Annotated in this window: 12 protein-coding genes and 1 pseudogene; 6 read left to right on the top strand and 7 right to left on the bottom strand. The window is 65.4% G+C overall.

Annotated features, from left to right (window positions below; translation table 11 throughout):
* Positions 1 to 10: 10 nt before the first annotated feature.
* Entirely contained in the window at positions 11 to 1,162 is a 1,152-nt protein-coding gene (locus tag LJX93_RS16255) for an amine dehydrogenase large subunit (RefSeq protein ID WP_186666466.1), read from the bottom strand.
* 201 nt (positions 1,163 to 1,363) lie between these two features.
* Between LJX93_RS16255 and LJX93_RS16250 the strand changes: the two genes are divergently transcribed.
* Entirely contained in the window at positions 1,364 to 2,851 is a 1,488-nt protein-coding gene (locus tag LJX93_RS16250; RefSeq protein ID WP_033698707.1) for an aldehyde dehydrogenase family protein, read from the top strand.
* Positions 2,852 to 3,166: 315 nt separating this feature from the next.
* Positions 3,167 to 5,266 (top strand): putative bifunctional diguanylate cyclase/phosphodiesterase, encoded by a 2,100-nt coding sequence (locus LJX93_RS16245; RefSeq protein ID WP_033698706.1) that lies wholly within the window; start codon positions 3,167 to 3,169, stop codon positions 5,264 to 5,266.
* Positions 5,267 to 5,306: 40 nt separating this feature from the next.
* Here the strand turns inward: LJX93_RS16245 and LJX93_RS16240 are convergent, their stop codons facing one another.
* From LJX93_RS16240 to LJX93_RS16230, 3 genes are all read right to left on the bottom strand, one after another.
* Positions 5,307 to 7,649, bottom strand: a complete 2,343-nt coding sequence (locus tag LJX93_RS16240) for a TonB-dependent siderophore receptor (protein WP_084213372.1) — start codon at positions 7,647 to 7,649, stop codon at positions 5,307 to 5,309.
* A gap of 172 nt (positions 7,650 to 7,821) precedes the next feature.
* Positions 7,822 to 8,796 carry a FecR domain-containing protein gene (locus tag LJX93_RS16235; RefSeq protein WP_033698704.1) on the bottom strand — a complete coding sequence of 325 codons (975 nt, stop codon included), beginning with the start codon at positions 8,794 to 8,796 and terminating at the stop codon, positions 7,822 to 7,824.
* Complete coding sequence (locus tag LJX93_RS16230; RefSeq protein ID WP_033698703.1) at positions 8,793 to 9,314, bottom strand: sigma-70 family RNA polymerase sigma factor; 522 nt, start codon at positions 9,312 to 9,314, stop codon at positions 8,793 to 8,795. Before LJX93_RS16230 ends, LJX93_RS16235 begins: the two co-directional genes overlap by 4 nt.
* Positions 9,315 to 9,501: 187 nt before the next feature.
* On the opposite strand from LJX93_RS16230, the gene LJX93_RS16225 reads away from it, so the two are divergent.
* The gene (locus tag LJX93_RS16225) at positions 9,502 to 9,750 is read left to right on the top strand and encodes a hypothetical protein (RefSeq protein ID WP_033698701.1); all 249 of its coding nucleotides are present in this window, start codon (positions 9,502 to 9,504) and stop codon (positions 9,748 to 9,750) included.
* A gap of 199 nt (positions 9,751 to 9,949) precedes the next feature.
* Here LJX93_RS16225 and LJX93_RS16220 read toward each other — a convergent pair whose 3' ends face one another.
* From LJX93_RS16220 to LJX93_RS16210, 3 genes and pseudogenes are all read right to left on the bottom strand, one after another.
* Positions 9,950 to 10,681 (bottom strand): Crp/Fnr family transcriptional regulator, encoded by a 732-nt coding sequence (locus LJX93_RS16220; protein ID WP_033698699.1) that lies wholly within the window; start codon positions 10,679 to 10,681, stop codon positions 9,950 to 9,952.
* Positions 10,682 to 10,756: 75 nt separating this feature from the next.
* Positions 10,757 to 19,393 carry a GH36-type glycosyl hydrolase domain-containing protein gene (locus LJX93_RS16215; protein ID WP_227696195.1) on the bottom strand — a complete coding sequence of 2,879 codons (8,637 nt, stop codon included), beginning with the start codon at positions 19,391 to 19,393 and terminating at the stop codon, positions 10,757 to 10,759.
* Between the two features lie 90 nt (positions 19,394 to 19,483).
* Positions 19,484 to 21,196, bottom strand: a pseudogene (locus LJX93_RS16210) (FAD-dependent oxidoreductase).
* Between the two features lie 184 nt (positions 21,197 to 21,380).
* Here LJX93_RS16210 and LJX93_RS16205 point away from each other — a divergent pair.
* From LJX93_RS16205 to LJX93_RS16195, 3 genes are all read left to right on the top strand, one after another.
* A complete protein-coding gene (locus tag LJX93_RS16205; protein WP_033698693.1) occupies positions 21,381 to 22,157 on the top strand; it encodes an IclR family transcriptional regulator in 777 nt (258 codons plus the stop codon).
* A gap of 163 nt (positions 22,158 to 22,320) precedes the next feature.
* Positions 22,321 to 23,373 (top strand): Gfo/Idh/MocA family protein, encoded by a 1,053-nt coding sequence (locus LJX93_RS16200; RefSeq protein ID WP_227696194.1) that lies wholly within the window; start codon positions 22,321 to 22,323, stop codon positions 23,371 to 23,373.
* Between the two features lie 55 nt (positions 23,374 to 23,428).
* Entirely contained in the window at positions 23,429 to 24,244 is an 816-nt protein-coding gene (locus LJX93_RS16195) for a sugar phosphate isomerase/epimerase family protein (protein WP_227696193.1), read from the top strand.
* The last annotated feature ends 10 nt before the right edge of the window (positions 24,245 to 24,254 follow it).

Genomic DNA, 24,254 nt, shown 5'->3' with positions numbered 1-24,254 from the left:
GGTCTCCTGTTTACCAAGGGGCGAAGGTAAGCACTGGTGTGTCGGCGATCTGGTCCATGGCTCCGCTGTGCTTGCCTGTGGTCAGGTCGAAGAACTGCACGCCGCCTTCCAGGTCGGTGGCCACCAGGATGGGCGCCTGGTCATGGCTTGCCTGCAGGCTCCAGACCGGCTTGGGTGAGTCGAGGGTGCCGAGTTTTTTGCCGGTCTTCAGGTCGAAGGCCCAGATGGTGGTACTCGGGTCTTCCCATTTGCCATCGGTGTGCTGGTCATGCATCAGCGCATACAAGCGGTTCAGGCCCGGCGCCAGGGCCAGGGCTTGCCAGCCACCCGGTGCCCAGCCTTGCTGGCGCTCCTGGTCACTGACCAGCGACCAGGTGGGCTGCGGCTTGGCCTTGCCCCCTTCGAAGCTCACCGGGTACACCTCGCCGTGGGTGGTGGTGAAGTAGTAGGTGTCGCCATTGGCGATGGCGCGCTCGTTCAGGCGGACCTTGTTCGGGTCGAAGAAGGGCGTTTGGGTGCGCGAGACCTCTTTGCCTTCGTCATCCAGCGTCACCACCAATAGCTGGCCGTCACCGCACAGCGAGGCGAAGCTGCGTTTGCCGACCGGGTAGTTGAGCACGCAGCCGCTGATGGCGACTTCGCTGGCGACCTTGTGCGTCTGGGTATTGACCACGGTCACCGAGGTCGACGGCGTGAGGTTGAAGACGTAGGCCAGCTTGCTGTCGGCGCTGACGCCCATGGCGTACTTCTCAGTGAGCGTCGAGGCGCGCTTGGTGGGCAGCACCACTTCCCATTGCGGGCGCAGGGTCTGGGTGTCCCAGGCCACCAGCACGTCGGTGCGCTCGCCGTAGGTACCGCGCGAGTAGAACAGGTTGGCCGAGTACAGGGTGCGGTTGTCCGGGCTCAGCGCGGTGGGGGCGACAAAGGCGTTGGTGGTCATGCCGAGCATGCGTTTGGCCTTGGGGTCGACCACCACCACCTTGCCGGCGATGGGGTTCTTGAAGTCCACATCGAGGATGTACACACGGTGTGGGTCCGGCGGGAACGGCAGGCTGTTCTGGCCGATCTCTTCGGCGGGCAGGTCGGCCCGCACCGCGCTTGTGCTCGCGGCCAGGGCCAAGGCCAGGGCTGCCGAGATGCTAAGCCTGTCTACGCGACGCATTGGCTATCTCCGATGTTGTTATGGATTATGCAGAAATCGCAGTGATCGCAGTGTGCCGCCTGGGCCGTGGTGGTGATTTGGCCAGCGTGACATTCTCTTGAGGCTCCCTGACAAAACGCCCTTCGGGGCTGGCAGGCGGGTGGGCAAGGGCCTGAAGATCGGCCCGCACCTACTTTTGCGCTGCCCTCCAGGAGTCATCTCATGAGCGATATCCAGCTGTTACCTGCCGTGGTCGAGTTCCTCGCCAGGCCCCACGGCCATTTCATCGATGGCCAGTACCTGGCGGGTGAAGCGGGGCCTTCGGTCGACATTCACGACCCGTCGAGCGGCGCCGTCATCAGCCGTGTCGCCGAGGCCAGCGAGGCGGAAGTGGCGCGTGCGGTGCTCAGCGCTCGGCAAGCCTTCAAGGGCAGTTGGGCGCAGGTTTCGCCCTATCAGAAAGGCGTGGTGCTCAACCGCCTGGCCGACCTGATCGAGGCCAATACCGAGGAGCTGGCACAGCTGGAGACCCTGTGCTCGGGCAAGTCGATCAACCTCTCGCGCGGGTTGGAGATCGCCCAAAGTGTAGTCTTCCTGCGTTACTTCGCGGGTTGGGCAAGCAAGATCACCGGCCAGACCATGACCCCGTCGCTGCCGTCATTCGGCGGCGAGCGCTATACCGCCTTCACCTTGCGCGAGCCGGTGGGTGTGGTGGCAGGCATCGTGCCGTGGAATTTTTCGGTGATGATCGGCATCTGGAAAATCGCCTCGGCCCTGGTGACCGGTTGCACCATTGTGGTCAAGCCCAGCGAATTCACGCCGCTGACGCTGCTACGCATCGCTGAGCTAGCGGTGGAAGCGGGGGTGCCGGCGGGTGCGTTCAACGTGGTCAACGGGCGCGGGCAGGCGGGCCAGTGGTTGATCGAGCATCCGCAGGTGGCCAAGGTGGCATTCACCGGGTCGGTGCCGACCGGTATCGCCGTGGGCAAGGCCGCAATGGCGGCCAACCTGACCCGCGCCACGCTGGAGCTGGGCGGCAAGAACCCGGCAGCGTTGTTGGCCGATGTGGATGTGGACAGCGCTGTGGCGGGCATCCTGCAAACGGCCTTTGTGCACCAGGGCCAGGTGTGTGCGTCACCGGAGCGGGTGTATGTGCACCGCAGCAAGGTCGAGGCCTTCACCCGCAAGCTGGGGGAGGCACTGGGGCAGTTGAAGATAGGTTCGGCACTGGACCCCGAGGCCCAGTTCGGCCCCCTGGCCAATGCTGCGCACTTTGAGAAGATTCTTGGCTTCTTCGCGCGTGCGCGTGCCAGCAATACGGTGATCTGCGGGGCGAGGGCGCTCGATCGGCCGGGCTATTTCGTCGAGCCCACGGTGGTGCTGGCGAACGATGCCAACGACCCGTTGCTGCGCGAGGAAACCTTCGGCCCGATCGTCTGTGTGCTGCCGTTCGATGACGAGGAGCAGCTGCTGGCGTTGATGAACGACAGCCCCTATGGCTTGACCGCGAGCTTGTGGACCAATGACCTGTCCAAGGCGCTGCGGTTGATTCCGCAGATCGAGGCGGGCACGGTCTGGGTCAACATGCACACCTTCCTCGACCCTGCGGTGCCGTTTGGTGGGACCAAAGCATCGGGGGTCGGGCGCGAGTTTGGCAGTGCGTTCATCGAGGATTACACCGAGCTCAAGTCGGTGATGATCAGGTATTGATCAATGGTCAGGGATGATTGCGGTTTGTTCGTCGGGAGATAGAGGGGAGGCGGCTAGGTGCTTGTCTCGGGTTTGGAGGTGGGGCGGATATCGAGCGCCGCCCCCGCGGCGCTCGATCTATGCACCACCTCCAAACCCAAGACAAGCACCTAGCCGCCTCCAAACCTTCAAACACCAAAGAACCGTGCAGCAAAATTTTGTGAACCACTTCACAAAATCCAGGTGGGCGGCATAATGCCACTACCTCTGTACAAGACCCCACCGCGCAACTGCCGGGGTTCCTTTTCGTACCCGTCGAAGGTTCAGGTTAATTTCATGTCGCTAGTCGCAAGCCCCGACATCATGTACCGGTTTTTGATCCAGAGCGTGGTGGACTATGCCATCTACCTGCTCACCCCCGAAGGCATCGTCGCCAACTGGAACCCCGGCGCCCAGCGGGCCAAGGGGTACCATGCCGACGAGATCGTCGGCCAGCACTATTCGGTGTTCTACAACGATGCCGAACGGGCTGCCGGGCTGCCCGAATACAACCTTGAACAGGCGCGATGCACAGGGCGTTTCGAAGAGGTCGGCTCGCGCCTGCGCAAAGATGGCTCGGCGTTCCATGCGCATGTAGTGATTGACGCGGTGCACGACGATGACGGCCGCCTGGTGGGGTTTGCCAAGGTCACCCGTGACATCTCCGAACGCCACCACCAGGAGCTGGAACTGCTCAAGGCCAAGGAACTGGCCGAGCAGTACAGCCAGGAAATGGCCAAGCTGTCGCAGTTTCTCGACTCGGTGATTGCCAACATTCCCGCCAGTGTCATCGTGCAGGACCTGGAGAGCCAACGCATCCTGTTGGCCAACCAGCAGGCCGAGCGCCTGTTCGGTGGGCCAGGCACGCGCATGATCGGGCAACGGCCCGCCGACAGCCTGGCGCCGGCCGCTGCCGAGTACCTGGAGCAGCAGCTCGCCCGTGGCGCGCGCAGCAGCAAAGGTTACGCCGCCGAGACCCGGGTCGACACCCTGCGTGGCCCACGCACCCTGCGCAGCCGTACGCTGCTCAGCCAGAACCGCGAGGGCCAGGCCGACTACGTGCTGTTCGTGGCCGAAGATGCCACCGAAGAGTTGGCCGCCCATGCGCAGATCCACCATATGGCACACCACGACGCCCTCACCGGGTTGCCCAACCGCACGCTGTTCCATGAGCGCCTGCGCCAAGCCTTGGTGCGCGGTGACGAGAATGCCAAGCTGACCGCAGCCCTGTGCCTGGACCTGGACAACTTCAAGAACATCAACGATTCACTCGGCCATGCGTTCGGCGACAAGCTACTGCGTGCCCTGGGCAAGCGCCTGCGGCGCGAACTGCGCGAGCACGACACCCTGGCCCGCCTGGGCGGCGACGAGTTTGCCGTGGTGCTCACCGGCCTGGATGGCCGCGATGCCGCGTGCAACACCGCCCAGCGCCTCATCAACGCGATCTGCCCGCCGTTTCAGATCGAGGGGCACCAGTTCACCGTGGGTGTGAGTATCGGTGTGGCCATCGCCCCGGACGACAACGACCAGGCGGAGCAACTGCTCGGCTATGCCGACATGGCCTTGTACGAGGCCAAGCGCAATGGCCGCAACCGCTACGAGTGCTTCAACGTCGAGCTGGACGTCGCCGCCCGCCAGCGCCGCCTGGTCGAAACCGACCTGCGCACGGCGTTGCACCTGGGCCAACTGGAGCTGCATTACCAGCCAGTGGTCGACCAGCAGACCAGCAGCGTGACGGGCTACGAGGCGCTGCTGCGCTGGGAGCACCCGACCCGCGGCATGGTCATGCCCATGGACTTCATCCCCATCGCCGAAGAGACCGGGCTGATCCATGAACTGGGCATCCGCGCGTTGAACCTGGCCTGCCAGGAGGCGGCCAGCTGGGACAGCGAGCAGACGGTGTCGGTCAACCTGTCACCGGTGCAGTTCAAGAATGCCAACCTGGTCCACACCGTGGCCTTGGCCCTGGCCGACTCGGGGTTGCCGGCGCGGCGCCTGGAGCTGGAGATCACCGAGTCGGTGTTGCTGGGCAACAGTGAAGAAAATGTGCGCACCCTGCGGGCACTGAAAGACCTGGGCGTTTCCATTTCGCTGGATGACTTCGGCACGGGTTATTCGTCGCTGGGGTATCTGCGCTCGTTCCCGTTCGACCGGATCAAGATCGACAAGTCGTTCGTGCACGACATGTGCGACAGCCGTGAGGCGATGTCGATCATTCGGGCCATTACCGATTTGTCCAACAGCTTGATGATCAAGACCACGGCCGAGGGCGTGGAGTCGGAAGAGCAGATGCGGCGGCTGGCAGCGGAGGGCTGCTCGCATTTTCAGGGGTATCTGTACGGGCGCCCGGCGCCGGCGAGCGAGCGCTTGAAAGAGGTGGTAGTGATTGCGGACTAGCTGAAGCCGGGGGCGCTTTTGCGCCCCGGCTTCACTGGGTTCAGAAGCTGTACTTGAAGCTGGTCATCACATTGCGCGGCGTACCATAAACCCCGTACAAGCCCGATTGGCTGTAGTACTCGCGATCGAACACGTTGTTCAGGTTCACCGACGCACTCAAGTGCTGGTTGATGTCGTAGCGCGCCATCAGGTTGGTGACCGCGTAGCTGCCCTGGCTGAAGGTATGCAGGTCGGCGCCGACCTTGCTCTGCCAGTTCACCCCACCGCCGATGGTGATCTTGTCCAGCGGCCCATGCAGCCGGTAGCTGGTGAAGGTCTTGAAGCTGTTGCGCGGCAGGTTGGTGTTGATGCGCTGGTCGTCGGCATCGGTGGTGACCGAGTAGGCGTAACCGGCCGACGCTTGCCAGCCTTCGGCCAGTTCCCCGTTCAGCTCCAGCTCGATGCCCTTGGAGGTGGTGTCCTGTTCGGCGCTGTAGACGTTGTCGTGTTGCCAGATGGCCAGGTTGTCCTGCTCCAGCTTGAACACCGCGAGGCTGGAGTTGAGCTTGCCATCCAGGTGAGTGCCCTTGATGCCGAGCTCGTAGCCTACGCCTTCCATGGGGTCGAGCGGTTTGTTGCTCTCGTCGGTGACCCACGACCCTTGCGGGTTGAAGATCTTGGTGTAGCTGGCGTACAGCGACCAGGTGTCGTCCAGGTCGTAGACCACGCCGGCATAGGGGATGAAGACGCCGTTTTCCTCGCGATTCACTTCGGTTTCCTCGCCGCCATAAGGCCGGTCCGAGGTGTCGCGTTTCCAGTTGATCAGGCGGCTGCCGAGGATCAGGCTGAGGTCGTCGGTGATGCTGAAACGCGAGGTCAGGTACGCCGCATACTGGTCTTCGTCGATCGACGACTTGCCACTTTCGACGAAGGCCGGCTTGGCCGACTTGCCGTCCCAGTTGAACAGGTTGTCGATGGCCCCAGCGGGCGAGCCTGCGTAGTCATAGCGCCAGCCGCCCCAGCTCGGGGTGTTTTCCCGGTACTGGGACAGGGTCATGCCGGTGATCAGTTCATGCTCGCGGCCGAACAGGCTGAACGGCCCGGTAGCGTACAGGTCGAGGTTGTCCTGGCGCGGCGTGCCCGAGAAGCGCACCGGCAACTGCGACAGGCCGCTGCCATCCGGGTTCAGCTCACCCATGGCAAAGTTGAACAGCTCGTCGAACTTGTTCTCGGCATGGGTGAGCTCGATCTTGCCGCTCCAGCCGTTGCCCAGTTGCTGTTCGATAGAGGTGAAGAAGCTGGTTTGCTCGTGGTCGTTGTAGGACCAGTCCGGCGCGGCGTTGAGCGAACGTTTGAGGTTGGTGCGCTCACCGGTCGAGAAGCGTGTGGGCAGGCCGGAGCGCAGGGGCGAGTCGATGTCGCTGCGCAGGTAGCTGAAGCCCACCGTCAGCAAGGTGTCTTCGCTGAGGTCGAATTCGGTAATGCCATACATCAGCTGCGACTGCTGGTTGTAGCGGTCGATCCAGGCTTTTTCGGTTTTGTAGTCGGCGACGAAGCGCCCGCGAATGTTGCCGGTTTCGGTCAGCGGCCCGGACACGTCGAAACCTGTGCCGTAGCGGTCCCAGTTACCGGCCTCGCCGGTGATGCTGGCCTGGGCCTCGGCAGTCGGGCGTTTACGGATGAGGTTGATCGTCGCCGAAGGGTTGCCCATGCCGCTGATCAGGCCGGTGGCGCCGCGCACGATTTCGACACGGTCGAACATCGCCATGCTTTGCGAGTAGTTGTCCAGGCGGGTGCTGGTCGGAACACCGTCGACCTCGTAGTTCTGAATGGCAAAGCCGCGCGACCAGTACGAGTCGCTTTCCGAGCCAAGGCCATCGCGCACCACGGTGATGCCTGGGGTGGCTTCCAGTGCGTCGGTGAGGTTGGTCAGGCGTTGGTCGTCCAGGCGCTGGCGGGTCATCACCGTCAGCGATTGTGGCGTCTCGCGTGGGGTGAGGTTGAGGCGCGTCGAGCTGCTCGACGAGTAGGTGGTGTAGAGCCCGGTGCCTTCTGTGGTCGAGCCTGGCGCCTTGCCAGAAATGGACACCGCGCTCAGCTCCAGGGCGGCTGTGCTGGCACTGGCTTGCAGCGAGTAGCTGCCGTTGGCGCCGCGGCTGGCCTCAAGCCCTGTGCCGGCGAGCAGTATCGCCAGGCCCTGGTCGATGTCGAAGCGGCCAGCAAGCCCGGAAGTGCTGCGGCCCTCGGTCAATGCGGTGGGGTAGGACAGCAGAATGTGCGCACTCTGGCCGAAGTGGGCCAATGCCGGCGCCAGGGGGCCTGCGGGGATGTCGAAGTCTGCCTGCGCCTGTGCGGCGGCCGTGGCCCAGGCGGGCATCAGCAGCAGCGGGGCGCTTGCGCCCATGCAAGCGATGCCCTGGGCCACGGCGCCGGCGAGTTTCTGCGAGACTGAGCGTTGCCAGCCCTGACGTTTGCGTGCGGTGTGATTCACAAGTGTTCCCCCATTGATTTGAAGTGCTGAGGGTTAAGTCTCGTGAGGCGCGAAATCGGACCACCCCTGCGCAACTTTTTTTGCGTCAGGCCATGCGCGGCTTCAATGTCACCCAGTAGCGGGTGAAATGCTGCACCTCCAACTGCAAGGTTTCTGCCACGGCAGCAATGATCTTGTCGGTGTTTTCCAGCGGGAACGTGCCGGATACACGCAGGCCGGCCAAGGCCGGGTCGCAGGCGAGGTGTCCGCGGCGATAGCGGGCCAGGTCTTCGATAAACGCAGCCAGGGGCTGGCCTTGAGCAACCAGCATGCCTTGGCTCCAGGCGGGGGCGACAGCGGCCACGGCCTGCCGCGCCAGCAAGCCCTGCTGGTTGAAACTGGCCTGTTCACCGGCGCCCAGCAGGATGGGCGGGTAGGCATGCAGGGCTGGTTGCAGCGCCACGCTGCCCTGATACACGGTGGCCTGGGTGTGTTGGCCGTGCAGCCGCACATTGAACTGCGCCAGCGTCGACTCAAGGCGGCCGTGCTCGGTGTCTACCCACAGTGGGCGGCTATCGGCGAGGGCGGGGCGGGTGATCAGCATCTCGCCGCGCAGCAGCCTCAGGCGGCGTGCCTGCTGGTCGAATGCCACATTGAGGGCGCTGTCGGTGTTCAGCTGTACCTGGGTGCCATCGGCCAGGGTCAGGCGCCGCTGCTCGCCGATGCGGCTGTGGTAATCAGCGCGCCAGTCTTGTACCAGCGCGGCGTCCTTCAAGTACCAGGCCCCTGCGCCTGCGGCCATCAGCAGCGACAATTGCTTGAGCGCAGTGCGCCGCGACTGCTGCGGCCGCAGCGCCGCATGGGCCAAGGGGCGCTGGCCCGGGCTGCGCATTTCGCGCAGGCGTTGGGCAAACACTTGTGTCCGTTGCCAGGCATGTTCATGTAGCGGGTGCGCCTGGCGCCAGCTCATGCAGGCGGCCAGGGTGGCGGCACTGACGGCCGGCTCTTGCAGTTCGAGGTGCCAGTGCATGGCCTGCTCGGCCACCTCGCCCGGGATCGACGTTGCGCCCTGGCCGTTCATGGCAGGTCCAGGCTGTGGTCGAGCATGATGCACAGTGCACCTGCCTTGATGATGTAGCGCTTGACCGTGGTGACCGACACGGCCAGCCGTTGCGCGATTTCGGTGTGCCCCAGGCCATCCACCTGCGACAACAGGAACGCCTCGCGCACCGGGCGCTCCAAGCCATCGAGGGCCGCGTCGAGGGCGATCAGGGTTTCCAGCAGGATCGCCTGGGTCTCCAGGCTTGGCACCACCGGCTCAGGCAGCATCGCCAGCGCCTCAAGGTAGGCGCGTTCGAGCTTTTGCCGCCGGTAGTGGTTACACAACACGCTTTGCGCCACCTTGGCCAGAAAGGTACGCGGCGCATGCAGTTGCGGCACCTGCTCCTTGTTCAACAGCCGGATGAAGGTGTCTTGGGCCAGGTCCGCTGCGCTTTGCGAGCAATTCAGGCGCTGCCTGAGCCAGCGCGTCAACCAGCTGTGCTGCTGGCGGTAGAGCAGCGCGACATCGCACAAAAGGGGATCAGAGGAAGGGAGCATGGTGTGCGGCCGCCAGGTGAGTCATTACTGCAAACGATAATGCTTATCATATATACATGCCTAGCGGCCCTGCAACACGCGCGCGCGACAAATGCCGCGACGGCAACTGGTCCGATATAAAACTGCGCTGAGCCTGGAAGGCGCACACTCGTCTTAGCTCAGGACTTCTGAGCATTGAGAGGTGCGTATGACCACTGGCAAGCGCTTCACAGATGTCGATGCCACGGGTGTCGAACCTGGGCAAGACGAAGACTGGCCAACCGGGAAAGATGAAGACGATAGCGAGGACGTCAAGCGTTCTCGACCCGAAGATCGCGATGACTACCTCGACGAGTCGCCCAGGGAAAGCGAAAAAGGTTCAGGTCGTCCCGACCCCTCCAGAGCCTCGGCGGCTGAGCGCTACAGCTATCAGCCACAGCAGAAGATAAGGCCATAGGCTAATGCTGCTCACTTAGGGCTGCTTCGCAGCCCATCGCGGCACAAGGCCGCTCCTACAACGACCGCGCAAGCCAACATGTACAGGCCTCACGCGGACACTGTAGGAGCGGCCTTGTGCCGCGAAAGGGCCGCAGAGCGGCGTTGGCGATCTTGAGTGGACAGCATTGGGCCATAGGCCTGTTATCCGTGACCCTTAGCTAAACGGTGGGGCGTGCTTGTGGCAGATAGGGGAGCAGGCGCTCGGTCTCTTTCCTGACCACGGCGTAGCACTCGCAGCTGAGCTGTTCCAGGTGCGCCCTGTCGAGCACCCGGATGTGCCCTCGATTGTATTCGATCACCCCCAGCCGCTGGAGTTTGCCAGCGGCATCGGTCACCCCCTCGCGACGTACGCCCAGCATGTTGGCGATCAGCTCCTGGGTCATGCACAGCCGGTCACCCGGCAGCCGATCCAGCGATAGCAGCAGCCAACGGCACAGTTGCTGGTCGATGGAGTGATGCCGGTTGCACACCGCCGTCTGCGCCATCTGGGTAATCAGCGCCTGGGTGTAGCGCAGCATCAGCATCATCAGCTCGCCATGACGGTTGAACTCGTCCTTCAGGCGCTGCCCGGGCAGGCGGTAGGCATGCCCAGCGCTTTGCACGATCGCCCGGCTGGGGGTGCTCTCGCCGCCCATGAACACGGCGATGCCGACCAGCCCTTCATTGCCCACCACCGAGATTTCCGCTGAGGCGCCGTTCTCCATCACATACAGCAGCGAGACGATTGCATCGGTTGGGAAGTAGACATGGCGCAGGGTGTCGCCGGACTCGTAGAGCGCCTTGCCGAGCGGCAGGTTGCTGCGTTCCAGGTGCGGTTGCAGGCGGCCGAACGTTTCTGCCGAAAGCGCGGCCAACAAGTGATTGTGCAGGGGGCTGGACGTAGGGGGCATTGCTTGGCACCGTCGAGGGCTGCGGCTGAAGCAACAAGGTTAGCCCAGCGCGCAGGTGCTGCCGTGCGGCAGGCCTCAATGGGTGGGCAAGGCTGACGGCTGGTACTCGGCGATCACCTGGTGCAACACGCCATCATCCTTGAGTGGCAGCACCGCTTGGGCCAGTTGCTGGCCGTCGAGGGTCAGGGTCAGTTCGGTGTCAGCGCCGTTGCGCACTTCTATGCGGTACGGGGTGCTGCCAAAACGGTAGTGCAGGGTTACACCTGGCCAGTCCGCCGGCAGCAGCGGCTCGATCCGTAGGGTGTCACCGCAGCGTTGCAGGCCCAGCAGGCTTTCCACGATCAGCCGGTACATCCAGCCCGCCGAGCCTGTGTACCAGCTCCAGCCACCGCGCCCTGCATGGGGGGCGACGGCATAGACATCGGCGGCCATCACATAGGGTTCGACCTTGTAGGTTTCGATCAGCCCGCTAGCACCCTGGCGCACCGGGTTGATCAAGCGCAGCAGTTCCCAGGCCTTGGCGGCATCGCCCAGGCGGGCATAGGCCATGCTCGCCCAGATGGCCGCGTGGGTGTACTGGCCGCCATTTTCGCGCACGCCGGGCAGGTAGCCCTTGATGTAGCCGGGGTCCAGGTCGCCGTGGTCGAAGGGTGGGTCGAGCAGTGTGACAATACCGATGTCGCGGCGCACCAGGTGCTTGTCCAGCGCCGCCATGGCGGCCTGCGCGCGTGCCGGCGGGGCAACCCCGGAAAGCACCGCCCAGCTCTGCGCCACGGAGTCGATGCGGCATTCCTGGTTGCTTGCCGAGCCGAGTAGCTGGCCGTTGTCGAACCAGGCGCGGCGGTACCAGTCACCGTCCCAGGCATGCTGCTCCAGGTGCTCGGCCAGGGTGGCGGCCTGCCGGCTGCACTGCAGGGCGAAGGCGCTGTCGCCGTGGCGCAGGGCAACGCTGGCGAATGCCCGCAACACCTCGTGGCCGAAGAACCCCAGCCACACGCTTTCGCCCAGGCCTTGTTCACCGACGCGGTTCATGCCGTCATTCCAGTCCCCGCTGCCCATCAACGGCAGGCCGTGGGCGCCATACTGCAGGGCATGCCCGAGGGCGCGCTGGCAATGCTGGTACAGGCTCTCGACCAGGTTCGCCTGGGTGGGCAAGTCGTAATAGGACTCTTCACCCGCGTTCAGCGCACGCCCCTCCAGGTAGCCGACCGGCTCGTCGAGCACCGAGCGGTCACCGGTCAGCGCCACGTAGCGGCTGGTTGCCAGTGGCAGCCACAGCAGGTCATCCGAGCAGCGGGTGCGTACACCCCGTTGCAGGGGGGGGTGCCACCAGTGCTGCACATCGCCTTCGGCATACTGGTGACCGGCGCAGTCGAGCAGGTGCTGGCGCGCCAGGGCCGGGGCGGCGTGGAGCATGGCCATGCTGTCTTGCAACTGATCGCGAAAGCCAATGGCACCGCCAGACTGGTAGTAACCGCTGCGCGCCCAGAAGCGGCAGGCAATCACCTGGTACAGCAACCAGCCGTTGGCCAGCACGTCCAGCGACGGCTCCGGGGTTTCGATCTGCACGCTGCCCAAGGTCTGGCGCCAGTAGGCACGCACTTTCTCCAGCGCATCCATGGCCGCGCGCAGCCCGCGGTATTGCTGTACACAGCGGCTGGCGGCTTCGGCGTTGGGCCCGGCACCCAGGCGAAACACCACCTCTCGGCGTTCGCCAGGCTGCAGCAGCACGTTGACCTGCACCGCCGCGCACGGGTCCAGCCTCGCGCCCGTGCGCCCCGACAACCGTGCCTGGTGCATGCCGGCCGGCGCCTGGCAATCGCCATTGCGCCCAAGGAACTCGCTGCGGTCGCAGGTAATGCCGTAAAAGGGCAGGTCGCAATCGACAAACCCCACATGCCTGGAAAACCCCTCGGCATAGCTATTGCGGGCAAACAAGGCGCCGCTGACCGGGTCGATCTCGCTGACTACATGCAGGGCCGACTTGCTGCGCAGATCGCCCAGCACCCACTCGACGTAGCAGGTCAGTGACAACCGCCGCGCCTGCGCCGAGCGGTTGTGCAGCTTGAGCCGGCTGAACTTGATTGGTGCATCCAGCGCGACATGTACCCATAACTCACTGTCCAGGCCGTCGTCGGTGTATTCGAAGACGCTGTAGCCAAAGCCATGGCGGGTGCGATAGCGGCCAGGGCCGGGGCACGGCATCGGCGTGGGTGACCAGTACTGGCCGCTGTCCTCGTCACGCAGGTAGAGGGTTTCGCCACTGGGGTCGCAGACTGGGTCGTTGTGCCAGGGTGTCAGCCGGTACTCGTGCGCGTTCTCGTACCAGGTATAGGCACTGCCGGCCTCCGACAGCACGCTGCCAAACTGCGGGTTGGCAAGGATATTGGCCCAGGGCGCCGGGGGTGGCTGAGCCTGGTCGTGGTGGATGACGTATTCCTGGCCGTCGCTGCTGTACCCCCCGTAGCGGTTGGCAAGCATCAGCGCGGGTGCGGGGGCCGGCGCGTGGCCATCGGCTTTCGCCTGCGGGGCTGCCGGGGCTGGCTCGAACGCGGCGGGTGCGGGCGGTGTGCGGCGGTGGTGCAGTTGTTCGGCGAGGGTGCCAAGGCTGTCGCTGAGCACCAGCCGCGCTACCGAAAGGGTCAGGGTGCGGTCCTCTGCCGACAGCTGCTGTGCGGGGCGCACAAAGATGCCCCCGGGGCGGTCGAGCAGCGCCGCCTCGCTGCCGGAGGTGACGATGCCCATGATCAGATCCTGCAATTGCTGGCGGTAACCGGCCTGGTCTTCGTTCCAGATCACCAGGTCCAGCGCCAGGCCCTTCTGTCGCCAATAGGCATGGGCAAGCACCATCTGCTTGACCAGGTTGATGTTGGCCGGGTCGCTGATCTGCACCAGCACGATTGGCAGGTCCCCCGACAGCCCTTGGCCCCACAGGCCTGACTGGCTGCGCCGGTTGTCGGCCAGCGGGACGCCGCGGGGCCGTAGCGCCGCGTTGGGGTAGATCACCGAAGCGGCCATCTGCTCGAACAGCCTGGCATCGTTGAGCGAGCCGTTGAGCTGGCGCAACTGCACCTGGCTGTGTGGCCAGGCGAGGTCGAACACCCGGTCGGCCAGGTGCCGGTCGCGGTACTTGGCGATCTGCTGCAGGCAGGCGTCGCGGCTGTCGGACACCCCTGTGACCAGGTCGACCGTGGCGTTCTGGCCGGGTGCCAGGCTGATACGGCAGCGGATCGCCACGATCGGGTCAAGCACCGCCCCGGCGGTGTCGGACAAGGCCTCTGTCTGCGCGTCCAGAGCCGCCGGGGCGACCAGCGTGCGGCCGCGCCCTATAAAGCGGGCGCGGTCGGTTTCGTAGGACACGGCATCGATGTCGGCGCCATGCACCGCGAGCACATGGCACATCCACGGCACGGCGTCCTGCTGCGAGCGCGGCCGCCTGGAACAGATGATGGCCTGCAGCGGGCGGACCAGTTCGGTCTGCACGAACAGCTTGCTGAACGCCGGGTGCAACGCATCGGCAAGGGCGGGTGCCAGCACCACCTCGGCGTAGCTGGTCAGCTCCAGGGTGCGCTGTTGGTCACCATGGTTGGTCAGGTGCAGGCGCCGCAGTTCGATGTCGTCCTCGGGGGAAACGGCTATTTCGGTGTGGCAGTCGAAGTCGCCTTCACGGATGCGGAACTCGGCGCGGCCATCACTGAAGATCGCCTCCTGGTTCTTGCCGCGATGCCGCGTCGGTTGGTAGGTGGTTGACCAGAACGCTGCGCTGGCGACGTCACGCAGGTAACAGAAGCTGCCCAGGGCGTCGCAGCTGGCGTCCTCGCGCCACCGTGTCAGCGCCATCGCGTCGCGCTTGCTGTAGCCACTGCCGACATGGTTGACCATGACGTGGTAGCGGCCGTTGGACAGCAACTGCACGGCGGGGTGGCGCCGATTCGGCTCGCTGAACACCCGCAAGCGTGTCTCGCCGGATTGGCCCGCAGCGTCCACAGCCGGGGCCTGCAGGGTGTGCAGGTAGGGCGCGGCCGTTTTCGGTACGCGCTCCTGTAACAGCAGCATGCTCGCCTGAAATTGCGGGTCTGAGGCGAAGCGCCGTTGCATGGGTTTGTCCAGCAGCAGGGAGGTCAGGGCCAGCAAGCTCATGCCCTGATGGTGGGCCATGAACGAGCGGATCACCACGGCCTGCTGGCCGGGGGGCAGCCGTGACTCGCTGTAGTCAATGGCCTCGTACAACCCGAAGCGGCCGGCCAGCCCCAGCGTGCACAGGCGTTGCAGGTTTCGGCAGGCGGCGCCTGGCGCCACCAGCAGGGCGAGTGCACTGGCGTAGGGGGCGACCACCCGTTCTTCACCCAGGCCGCGCTTGAGGCCCAGGCCCGGTACGCCAAACGCCCGGTATTGGTAGTTCAGGTGAGCGTCCAGGGCGTTGTAGGCCGACTCTGAAACGCCCCAGGGGATGCCCAGCACGTTGCCGTGGTCGATCTGCCGCTCGACGGCGGCCTGGCAGGTCTGGTCGAGCAGGGTGCCTTCGTAGCTCGGCATCACCAGCAGCGGCATCAGGTATTCGAACATCGAACCCGACCAGGACAACAGCACCGGCACCCCGGCATTGCTGGTCAGCAGCCGGCCCAGGGCGAACCAGCTGGCCTGGGGCACCTGGCCCTGGGCGATGACCACGAAGTTGGTCAGGCGCATCTCCGATGCCAGCAAGTCATAGAAGGCTGAATCGAGGCGATGTTCATCGGCGTTGTAACCGATGGCGAACAGGTCACGCTGGTTGTCGTAGAGGAAGGTGAAGTCCATGTCGGCCATGGCGGCGATGCGCAGCGCCAGGCTTTGCGACTGGGCGATGCGCTGGCGGGCCAGCGTGCGTATGTCGGCCACGGCCGGACGTTCGGCGGCAGGCCACTGCTCTGGCAGCAGTTCGGCCAGCTGGCGCCAGCTCAATGGCGCCTGAAGCGTGGGGTCGTCGTTGCCAGGTGGCAACTGGAAGGCCTGCACTTCGCCGCCCAGGTCCAGGCATTGCTGGTGCATCGCCTGCAACCAGAACAGGCAGTCGTCGGCCTCGCCCGCGCGTGGCGCGTACTGCTGGATCAGCCCCTGTAGCTGCTCGGCGAGCTGTTCCAGCAGCGAGGCGGGCAGCGGGCCTGGCTGTTCATGGGCTTGCCAGAGCTGTTTGCCCAGGGCCTGGAGCGGCTCGTCGGCACGGCCCGCGGTGGTGAACGCTTCGCGCAGGATGTCCAGCGTGTCCAGCAGGCCCTGGCTCAGGCGGCGGTCCAGCACAGGGGTATCGGCCATCGCCAGCAGCCCTGGCCGCAGCGTCAGCAGCAGGGCGGCCAGGTTGCCGCTGTCCACCGCAGAGATGTAGAGCGGGTGCAATGGTGTTCGGGTCTGGGTGTCGTACCAGTTGTAGAAGTGCCCCTTGTAGCGCTCCAGCTGGCCCATGCTGTCGAGCATCTGGGTCAGGCGCTGGAACAGTCGGGCGGCAGTCAGGTAGCCGAAATCATGGGCTGCCAGGTGCGAAAGCAGGGCCATGCCGATGTTGGTCGGCGACGTGCGGTGGGCGATGCTGGGGAAAGGCGGCTCTTGCAGGTTGTCAGGTGGCAGCCAGTTTTCATCAGGCCCGACATGCCGGTCGAAGAACGCCCAGTTGCGCCGGGCCAGCCGATGCAGAAACCGCAGCTCCTGTGCCTGCGGCGCGAACGCGCTGCGCCCCCGCGTGCGGCTGAGCCACCAGGCCAGGGCCGGGCCAAGCAGCCACAGGGCAAGGATGGGGGCGGCCAGCAACAGCACACTCGGGCGCATCGCCAATGCTCCCACCAGCAACAGCACCAGCCCGGGTTGTACCCATTGTTCGCGATAGAACGCTTGCAGGGTATCGGCACTGGTGCGTTCGTCATCCCGCGAGGGGTTCCATTGCAGCAGCCGGCGTTTGCTCACGGCCAGGCGCCACAGCGTGCGGCAAATCGCATCCAGGCTGTAGAGGGTCTCGAACGGCAACCAGGCCAGCGACAACCCAGCCCGCACGAAATAGATGCTTGAGGTGTGCAGAGCCGCCAGCAGGTGTTCGGCCAGCGGCACATCGATGGTCTTGCGTAGCAGCTCGAGCAGCGAATCGAGCACAGGGCGGGTCAGTAGCAGGCCCAGCAGCGCGAGCGTCCACAGCAGCGGCGAGGCGCTGGCCAGCCAGCCCCACAGCAGCGCGCTCAGCAGGGCGGCCGGCTCCAGGCTGCGGCGCAGATTGTCGACAATCTTCCATCGCGACAGCGCGCTCAGCCCGCTTTGCGCCTGGCCTTGCAGCCCGGTGCGCGACCACGGCAGCAGCCAGGGCAGCAGTTGCCAATCACCCCGTATCCAGCGGTGGCGGCGCTTCACATCGGCGCTGTAGCGTGCCGGGTAGGCCTCGAACAATTGCACGTCACTGAGCAGGCCGGCATGGGCGTAGCAGCCCTCGATCAAGTCGTGGCTCAGTACACAGTTGTCGGCAAAGCGCCCCTCCAGTGCGCGTTCGAAGGCATCCACTGCGTAGATGCCTTTGCCAATGAACGAGCCACTGAGGAACAGGTCCTGGTACACATCCGACACGGCCAGGGTGTAGGGGTCGACCCCGGCATCGCTGCCGAACAGCCGCGCGTAGGTTGAGCGCGACACGCTGGGCAGGCTGATGCCCACCCGTGGTTGCAGGATCGCGTAGCCTGACTGCAGGCGACCGCTCGTGGCATCGAAACGTGCGCGGTTCAGCGGGTGCTGCATGGCGCCGACGAACTGCTGCGCCACATCGCGCGGCAACTGGGTGTCGGTGTCCAGGGTGATGACATAGCGCACCCGGTCCAGCGCGCGCAGGTCGCCGACGATGCGCATGAAACGCTCGGCGCCGCGCCCACGCAGCAGGGCATTGAGCTCAGCCAGCTTGCCGCGCTTGCGCTCACGGGCCATCCAGCAGCGCTCGGTGGCGTTCCACTCCCTGGGGCGATGCAGCAGGAAGAAGCGCTCGGCGCCGCTCGGGTACTTCGCATTCAACGCGCGAATACCGTCGCTGGCAAGGTCGAGCAGGGCCATGTCGTCGGGCCGGGTCTGCTCGGGGGCATCCATGAAGTCAGTCAACAGGGCGAAATGCAGGTGCTCGTCACGGTTGGCCAGAAAGCGCACCTCAAGGCCTTCGACCAGTTCCTCGACATCGCCGGCAGCGCCCAGCATGCTGGGCACCACGACCAGGGTACGGGCCTCGACGGGAATCCCTTCGGTGTAGTCCAGCCGGGGCAGGAACGCAGGCTTCACGGTCAGCGTCACCAGCCAGTTGACCAGGCCGAGGGCGAGCCGGCTGGTGGTCAGCAGCACCGGCAACGCCATGGCCGCTGCCACCCAGGTGGGCCAGCCTTCGGCGGCAATGCCAGCCACGAAGCCCCAGGCCAGCAGGCACGACAGCAGCGCCGCCGGCACCAGGTAGAAGGCCAGCGGCGCCCGGTGCAACAGGCGCTGCCAGCGCTCGGCAAGTGCCACCCGCGCAGCCAGCTGCCGTTCGAGCAGCAGCAAGCCATCGCCAGCCAGGTAATAACCGACATGCGCTGCCTGCTCGCGTGGTTGTGCGTGTGCGGCCTGCGCCAGCTCGATCGCCGTGCGCGCCACCTGTTCTTCACTGAAGGCGCTATGCCGTGCCAGCTGTTCGACGATGTGCCGATAGTGATCGCGGCTGGCGAAGTCCATGGCGGCATACACTGCCGCCGGGTCTTCGCCGAGGATGTGTTCGACGTGGCTCAGGTGTTCGACGAACAGCCGCCAGTCAATGGTCGACAGCAGGCGCAGGCTGCCGATGCTGTTGCTGATCGACACCTGGTCGATGGCCTGCTGTTGCGCATCGAGCTGCACATGGCGCTCGATACTCAAGGACGACTCGCTGAGCAACTGCTCGATCCAGGCCAGCGGCTGGGTGAGCGTGCTGCTGTGGCCCTGTAGTCGCCTGGCCAGTTCGGCGACGAAGGCGGTGGTCATGGGTGGGTCCGAGCGGGCCATGTCGGCCACCACCAGCACCACGCTCTTGGCATCGCGTTCGGCGGTTTCGCCAAGCTTGTCGGCCCAGTCATTGGCCAGGTCGCGGTCTGCCAGGCTGGCCATGACCCGGGCGGCGACGCGGCGCAGGTTTTCGATCAGCGCCAGCCTGAGCATGATCGGGATCGCCCACAGCTCGCCGAGGGTCAGCGTGGCGGTATGCTGATACGCCTCGACGAAATGGCTCAGGCTCTCGGCATCGACCCGGCCATCACCGTGGCAGATGGTTTCCAGGGCAATGTCATAGACCCGCGGCAAGCCGCTCGAAGCGCCGGTGTCCAGGCGTGGCAGTTGCAGGCTGTAGTCGGCCGGCAGGTGGCGTTTGGCAATGCGGATATGGCTTTCGACCAGGTAGAAGTTGTCGAGCAGCCACTGCGCTGCAGGCAAGGTCGGGCGCGCGTCGGGCAGCGCGCTGGCGAGGGCCGAACAGCTGGCGTAGAGCATGCGTTCGTTGTCGGCCAGGCGTTCGAGCAGCGAGTCGTCGGCCGGCAGTCTGCTCAAACGGTGCTGGCTGGCCAGCCAGTTGCCATGGTCGGCCAGTTGCTGGGCGCTGTAGAGCTCCGAGCGCAGCAGGCTTTCGTAGGTGAACGTGTGGCGCGGCGCACGCCAGCGCCGGGCACGGTTGGCCAGGCGTTGCACGTAGGTGAGTGCGCGAAGCCAAGGGTTGTCCATGGTGAGTCGGGTGCCGTGAGCTGGCCGGTCAGGTGGGCAGTGTGCGCCGGCCAGGCCGTGCCGGTCTGTTCGGTAGCGTACAGACCCGCCTCATTGCGGTGCGTGAGCCCCGGCAATATGCCGCCCGGCCACGTAGCCGAAGGTCAGCGCCGGGCCCAGATTGATACCGCCGGAGGGGTACCAGCCGCCAAACACGCTGGCCATGTCGGTACCCGCCGCATACAGGCCGCCGATCGGTTGGCCCTGGTCATCCAGCACGCGTGCGTGGCCGTCGGTGCGCAGGCCGGCGAAGGTGCCAAAGCAACCTGGCTGCACCTTCACCGCATAGAACGGCCCTTGTTCGATCGGTGCGACGCAGGGGTTAGGCCCGCTGTAAGCCGGGTCACCTTGTTTGCGGTTGAACGGCGTGGAGCCGCGGCCAAATGCCGGGTCCTGGCCCAGGCGCGCATAGCGGTTGTACTCAGCGACGGTGGCACTCAACCCGGCTGGGTCGATGCCACAGGCGCTGGCCAATTGTTCGAGGCTGGCGCCGCGCTTGAGGTAGCCGCTGCGCAGGTGCGGCCATACCGGCAGCGGCGCGGGGCGAGCGTGGCCGAGGCCGTAGCGACGCAAGAAGCGGTGGTCGCAGACCAGCCACGAGCAGGCTTGCTCGCCCTGCGGCACCGCCTCGAGCATGGCCGATACATAGTCGTAGTAACCGTGCGCCTCGTTGACGAAGCGTTTGCCACTGGCCAGTACCCCGATAACTCCCGGCTTGCCGCGCTCGATGATGTGCGGGAAGTGGCCGACACTGCCGTCGCGGTGCGGCACCTTGGAGACCGGTGCCCAGGCCACCGCTGATTTCAGGTCGGTGGCGACGACGCCGCCAGCCGACTCGCCAAGGCGCAGGCCATCGCCCGAGCAGGACGGCGGGGGCAGGGCGAGGTTGTCATGGCCGGTGGCGTCACCGGCAAACAGCTGCTGGCGCCGCGCACTGTCGTGGGGGAAGCCACCGGCGGCGAGTACCACGGCTTTCGCCCGCACCGTCATATCGCCCTGCGGTGTGCCTATCACAGCCCCGCGCACCTGGCCGTCCTCGATCAGCAGGCGCTTGGCCGGGGCAGACTCCAGCAGGCGCACGCCAAGGTCTTCGGCCGACTTGGCCAGGCGCGCCACCAGCGCCACGCCGTTGACCAGGTGCATGGCCCGGCCATATCGGGCGAGGTGGTACAGGTGGCGGCCAAAGCGCTTGCACACCTGCACAAAGGCCCGTGGCGAGCGGGTCATGTTGAGGAAGGCGGCCAGGTCGGCACCGGCCATGATCGGCATGCCCATGAACGAGGTTTCACGCAGGGTCTTGCGCAGGCGCGGCAACAGCGCGCCAACCTCACGGGCATCATAGGGGGCGGCGATGACCTAGTGGCCGCCGGTGGCGGCGCCGGGTGTGTCGCCGTGCATGTCGGGGATAGCGTTGCCGTCGACGAACTGCAGGGCGGTGTGTTGCTCGAAAAAGGCGACCATGTGCGGGCAGGCCTGGAGGAAGGCATCCACCCGTTCAGCGTCGTAATGCGCGCCCAGCTCGTTGCGCAGGTAGGTGCGCGGCTGCTCGATGTCTTCTTCGATACCGGCGCGGCGCGCCAGCGGGTTGCGTGGCACCCAGGACCAGCCGCCGGACCAGGCGGTGGCGCCGCCGAACACAGGCGCCTTCTCTACCAGCAGCACGCGTTGCCCATGCCAGGCAGCCGTTACTGCCGCGGCCAGGCCGGCTGCGCCGGAGCCAATGACCAGTACGTCGTATTCGGCTTGCAAGGTGTCGGTGGGCATTGCAGGGTCTCCGGGGCTATTATTGGAATGTGATTCCATATTTTTCCCGTGTGACGACTTAAGTTGCAAGCCGCGCCGCGTGGTAATGGTCGATTACCGGACACTTCAGCGTAGCGCTGCTGCACGGTGGCCTTGGTTGTGGAATCATCTTCCAGAATTCGCCACATTTTCAGGGACCTTAGTCATGGCTGGTAGTCAGATCGAACGCGCCTTCAGTCTTGTAGAAAGCCTTACCGGCGAGCCTGAAGGCCTTGCCCTGCAGACCCTGGCCGAGCGCCTGGAGATTCCCAAGAGCGCCACCCACCGCATGCTGGCCGAGCTGATTCGCCTGGGCTACGTGCGGCAGAACCGCGACAACAGCCGCTACCAGTTGTCTGCCAAGCTGGTGGCGCTGGGCTTTCGCTACCTCTCCAGCAGTGGTGCCGACATCATCCAGCCGATTCTCGACCGCCTGGCCCAGGACAGCGGCGAGCTGGTGCGCCTCGGTGTGATCGACGGTAGCCGCCAGACTTGGATCGCCAAGTCCCAGGGAGCGCGCTCGGGTTTGCGCTACGACCCCGACATGGGCCGCGATGCGCCCTTGTTCTACACCGCCTCCGGGCATGCCTGGCTGGCCAGCCTGAGCGATGCCGATGCCGTGCAGATGGTGTTGCGCCAGGGCATTGCCGACCCCGCGCAGTTCGGCCCGAATGCACCGCGCTCCACGGACGAGCTGCTGGGCTACCTGCAACGGGCACGCGAGCGGGGCTATGCCTGGGTCGAGCAAACCTCGGCAGTGGGCACGTCGGCGTTGGCCGCCGTGGTGCGGCGCCCCCGTACCGATGAAGTGATTGGCGTGCTGAGCATTGCAGGCCCCAGCGCACGGCTGGCGCCTACGCGTTTGCCTGAACTGGCGGCGCAGCTGTTGGCCGCAGCCGACGAGCTGTCCGCCGCCAGCCAGGCCAGCGAACTGTTTGCCTGACATGCGCAGGCCTGTGCATTTGTGGTCGATAACCGCACAGTCTGTGCGTGCGGTGCTTCTGTAAAGCGGAACGGGGTTCTAAATTGTTGATTGTGGATTCTGGAACGGCGTTCCGTAATCCGTGATCCGACAATAATGACAACAATGACAAGAGGACAGTCCGTTGAACGCACCGCTTCGTATCGCCCTGATTGGCGCCGGCATCATGGGCCGCCAGCACTACCAGCACCTGCGTCAGGTCCCGCAAGCCCAGTTGTGCGCGGTGGCAGACCCTGGCCCGCAGGCCGAGGCCTTCGCGGCCGAATGCGCGGTGCCTTGTTTTGCCGACCACCGCCGCATGCTGGAGGTAGTCCAGCCCGAGGCGGTGATCGTCGCCAACCCCAATAACCTGCATGTGGCCACCGCGCTCGATTGCATCGAGGCCGGTGTGCCGGTGCTGTTGGAAAAACCGGTGGGCGTGCACCTGGATGAAGTCCGTGCGCTGGTGGAGGCGTCTCGGCGCTGTGGCGTGCCCGTGCTGGTCGGCCACCACCGACGGCATAACCCTCTGATCGCCAGTGCCCGTGGGATGATCGCCGACGGCGCCCTGGGCAGGCTGATCAACGTCACCGCGCTGTGGCAGTTGCAGAAGCCCGACAGCTACTTCGACACCCCCTGGCGCCGTCAGCCAGGCGCTGGTTTCTTGTTGACCAACCTGATCCACGACCTGGATCTGCTGCGTTATCTGTGCGGCGAGGTGGTGCAGGTACAGGCGTTCACCCGCAACGATGTACGCGGTTATGCCAATGAAGACAGCGCAGCGGTACTGCTGCAGTTCGCCAACGGCGCGCTGGGCAGCCTGACGGGCTCCGACGCGGTGGCTGCACCCTGGAGCTGGGAGCTGACGTCTGGCGAGAGCCCGATCTACCCGCGCCAGGATGGCCAGCCCTGCTTCCTGCTGGCGGGCACCCAGGGGGCGCTGAGTATTCCGCAGCTCAAGCGCTGGCAGTACGCCGAAGCCGGCTCGGGTTGGCATACACCGTTGCTGCAAAGCGAGGCTGGCACCCCGGTGGGCGAGGCATTGACCTTGCAACTGCAGCACTTCGTGCGCGTTGCCCGCGGTGAAGAAGCACCGCTGACCGACGCCGCAGACGGCGCCCGTACCTTGGCCCTGGTCGAGGCGATCCGCCAGGCCGCCGAAAGCGGCCGAGCGTGTGCCCCCGCGATCATCGACTGACGCGCGAGCAAAGCGCGACCTTCGATCACACCTTTTTTGCTTTCAGGTAACGAACATGACTGACCGTATTTTTTCCCTTGCCGCGCTGACGGTGCTCGAGCTTTCGCCGCCCGCCATGGTGGAAGCTGCCGCCCGAGCCGACTACAGCCACGTGGGCCTGCGCCTGGTCGCGGCCACCCCGGAGGAACAGCACTTCCCGCTGGTTGCCGATGCCGAGTTGCGTCGCCAGACCCAGGCGCGCCTGCGCGACACCGGTATCAAGGTGCTCGACCTGGAAATCCTGCGCCTCAAGCCTGAAACCTGTGTGGCTGATTTCGAGGCCATTCTGGCGGTGGGTGCCGAGTTGGGGGGTACCGAACTGCTGGTTGCCGGCAACGACCCGGACGAGGCCCGCCTTACTGAGCGCTTTGCCGAGCTGTGCGACCTGGCGGCGGGTTACGGTATCCATCCGCACCTGGAGTTCATGCCCTGGACCGACGTTCGCGACTTGCGCCAGGCCATGCGTGTGGTAGCCAACGCTGGCCGGGAAAATGGCTGTGTGCTGGTGGACGCGTTCCATTTCAACCGCTCTGCCTCCTCGCTCGACGACCTGGCGCGCCTGGCACCACAGCGCATGCGTTACGCCCAGTTGTGCGACGTGGCCGGCCCGGTGCCGGAGGATATGGGCGAGATATTGCGCCAGGCGCGTAATGAACGGCGCTTCCCCGGTGATGGCGATGCTGACCTGGTCGGGTTGTTGCGCGGCTTGCCGGCAAGCGTGCCGCTGAGCCTGGAGATTCCGACGCGGCAGTTGCTGGAGCAAGGTGTCAGCGGCGAGCAGCGGGCGCGGCTGGCGCTGGAGAAGGCCAAGGCGGTGCTGGCGCGGGTGTGAGATAGGGTTG

The sequence above is a fragment of the Pseudomonas sp. HN2-3 genome, from assembly GCF_020691745.1.
GTDB lineage: Bacteria > Pseudomonadota > Gammaproteobacteria > Pseudomonadales > Pseudomonadaceae > Aquipseudomonas > Aquipseudomonas capeferrum.
The sequence above is the reverse complement of the archived record's forward strand: the minus strand, read 5'-3'. Positions and strand labels throughout refer to the sequence as shown.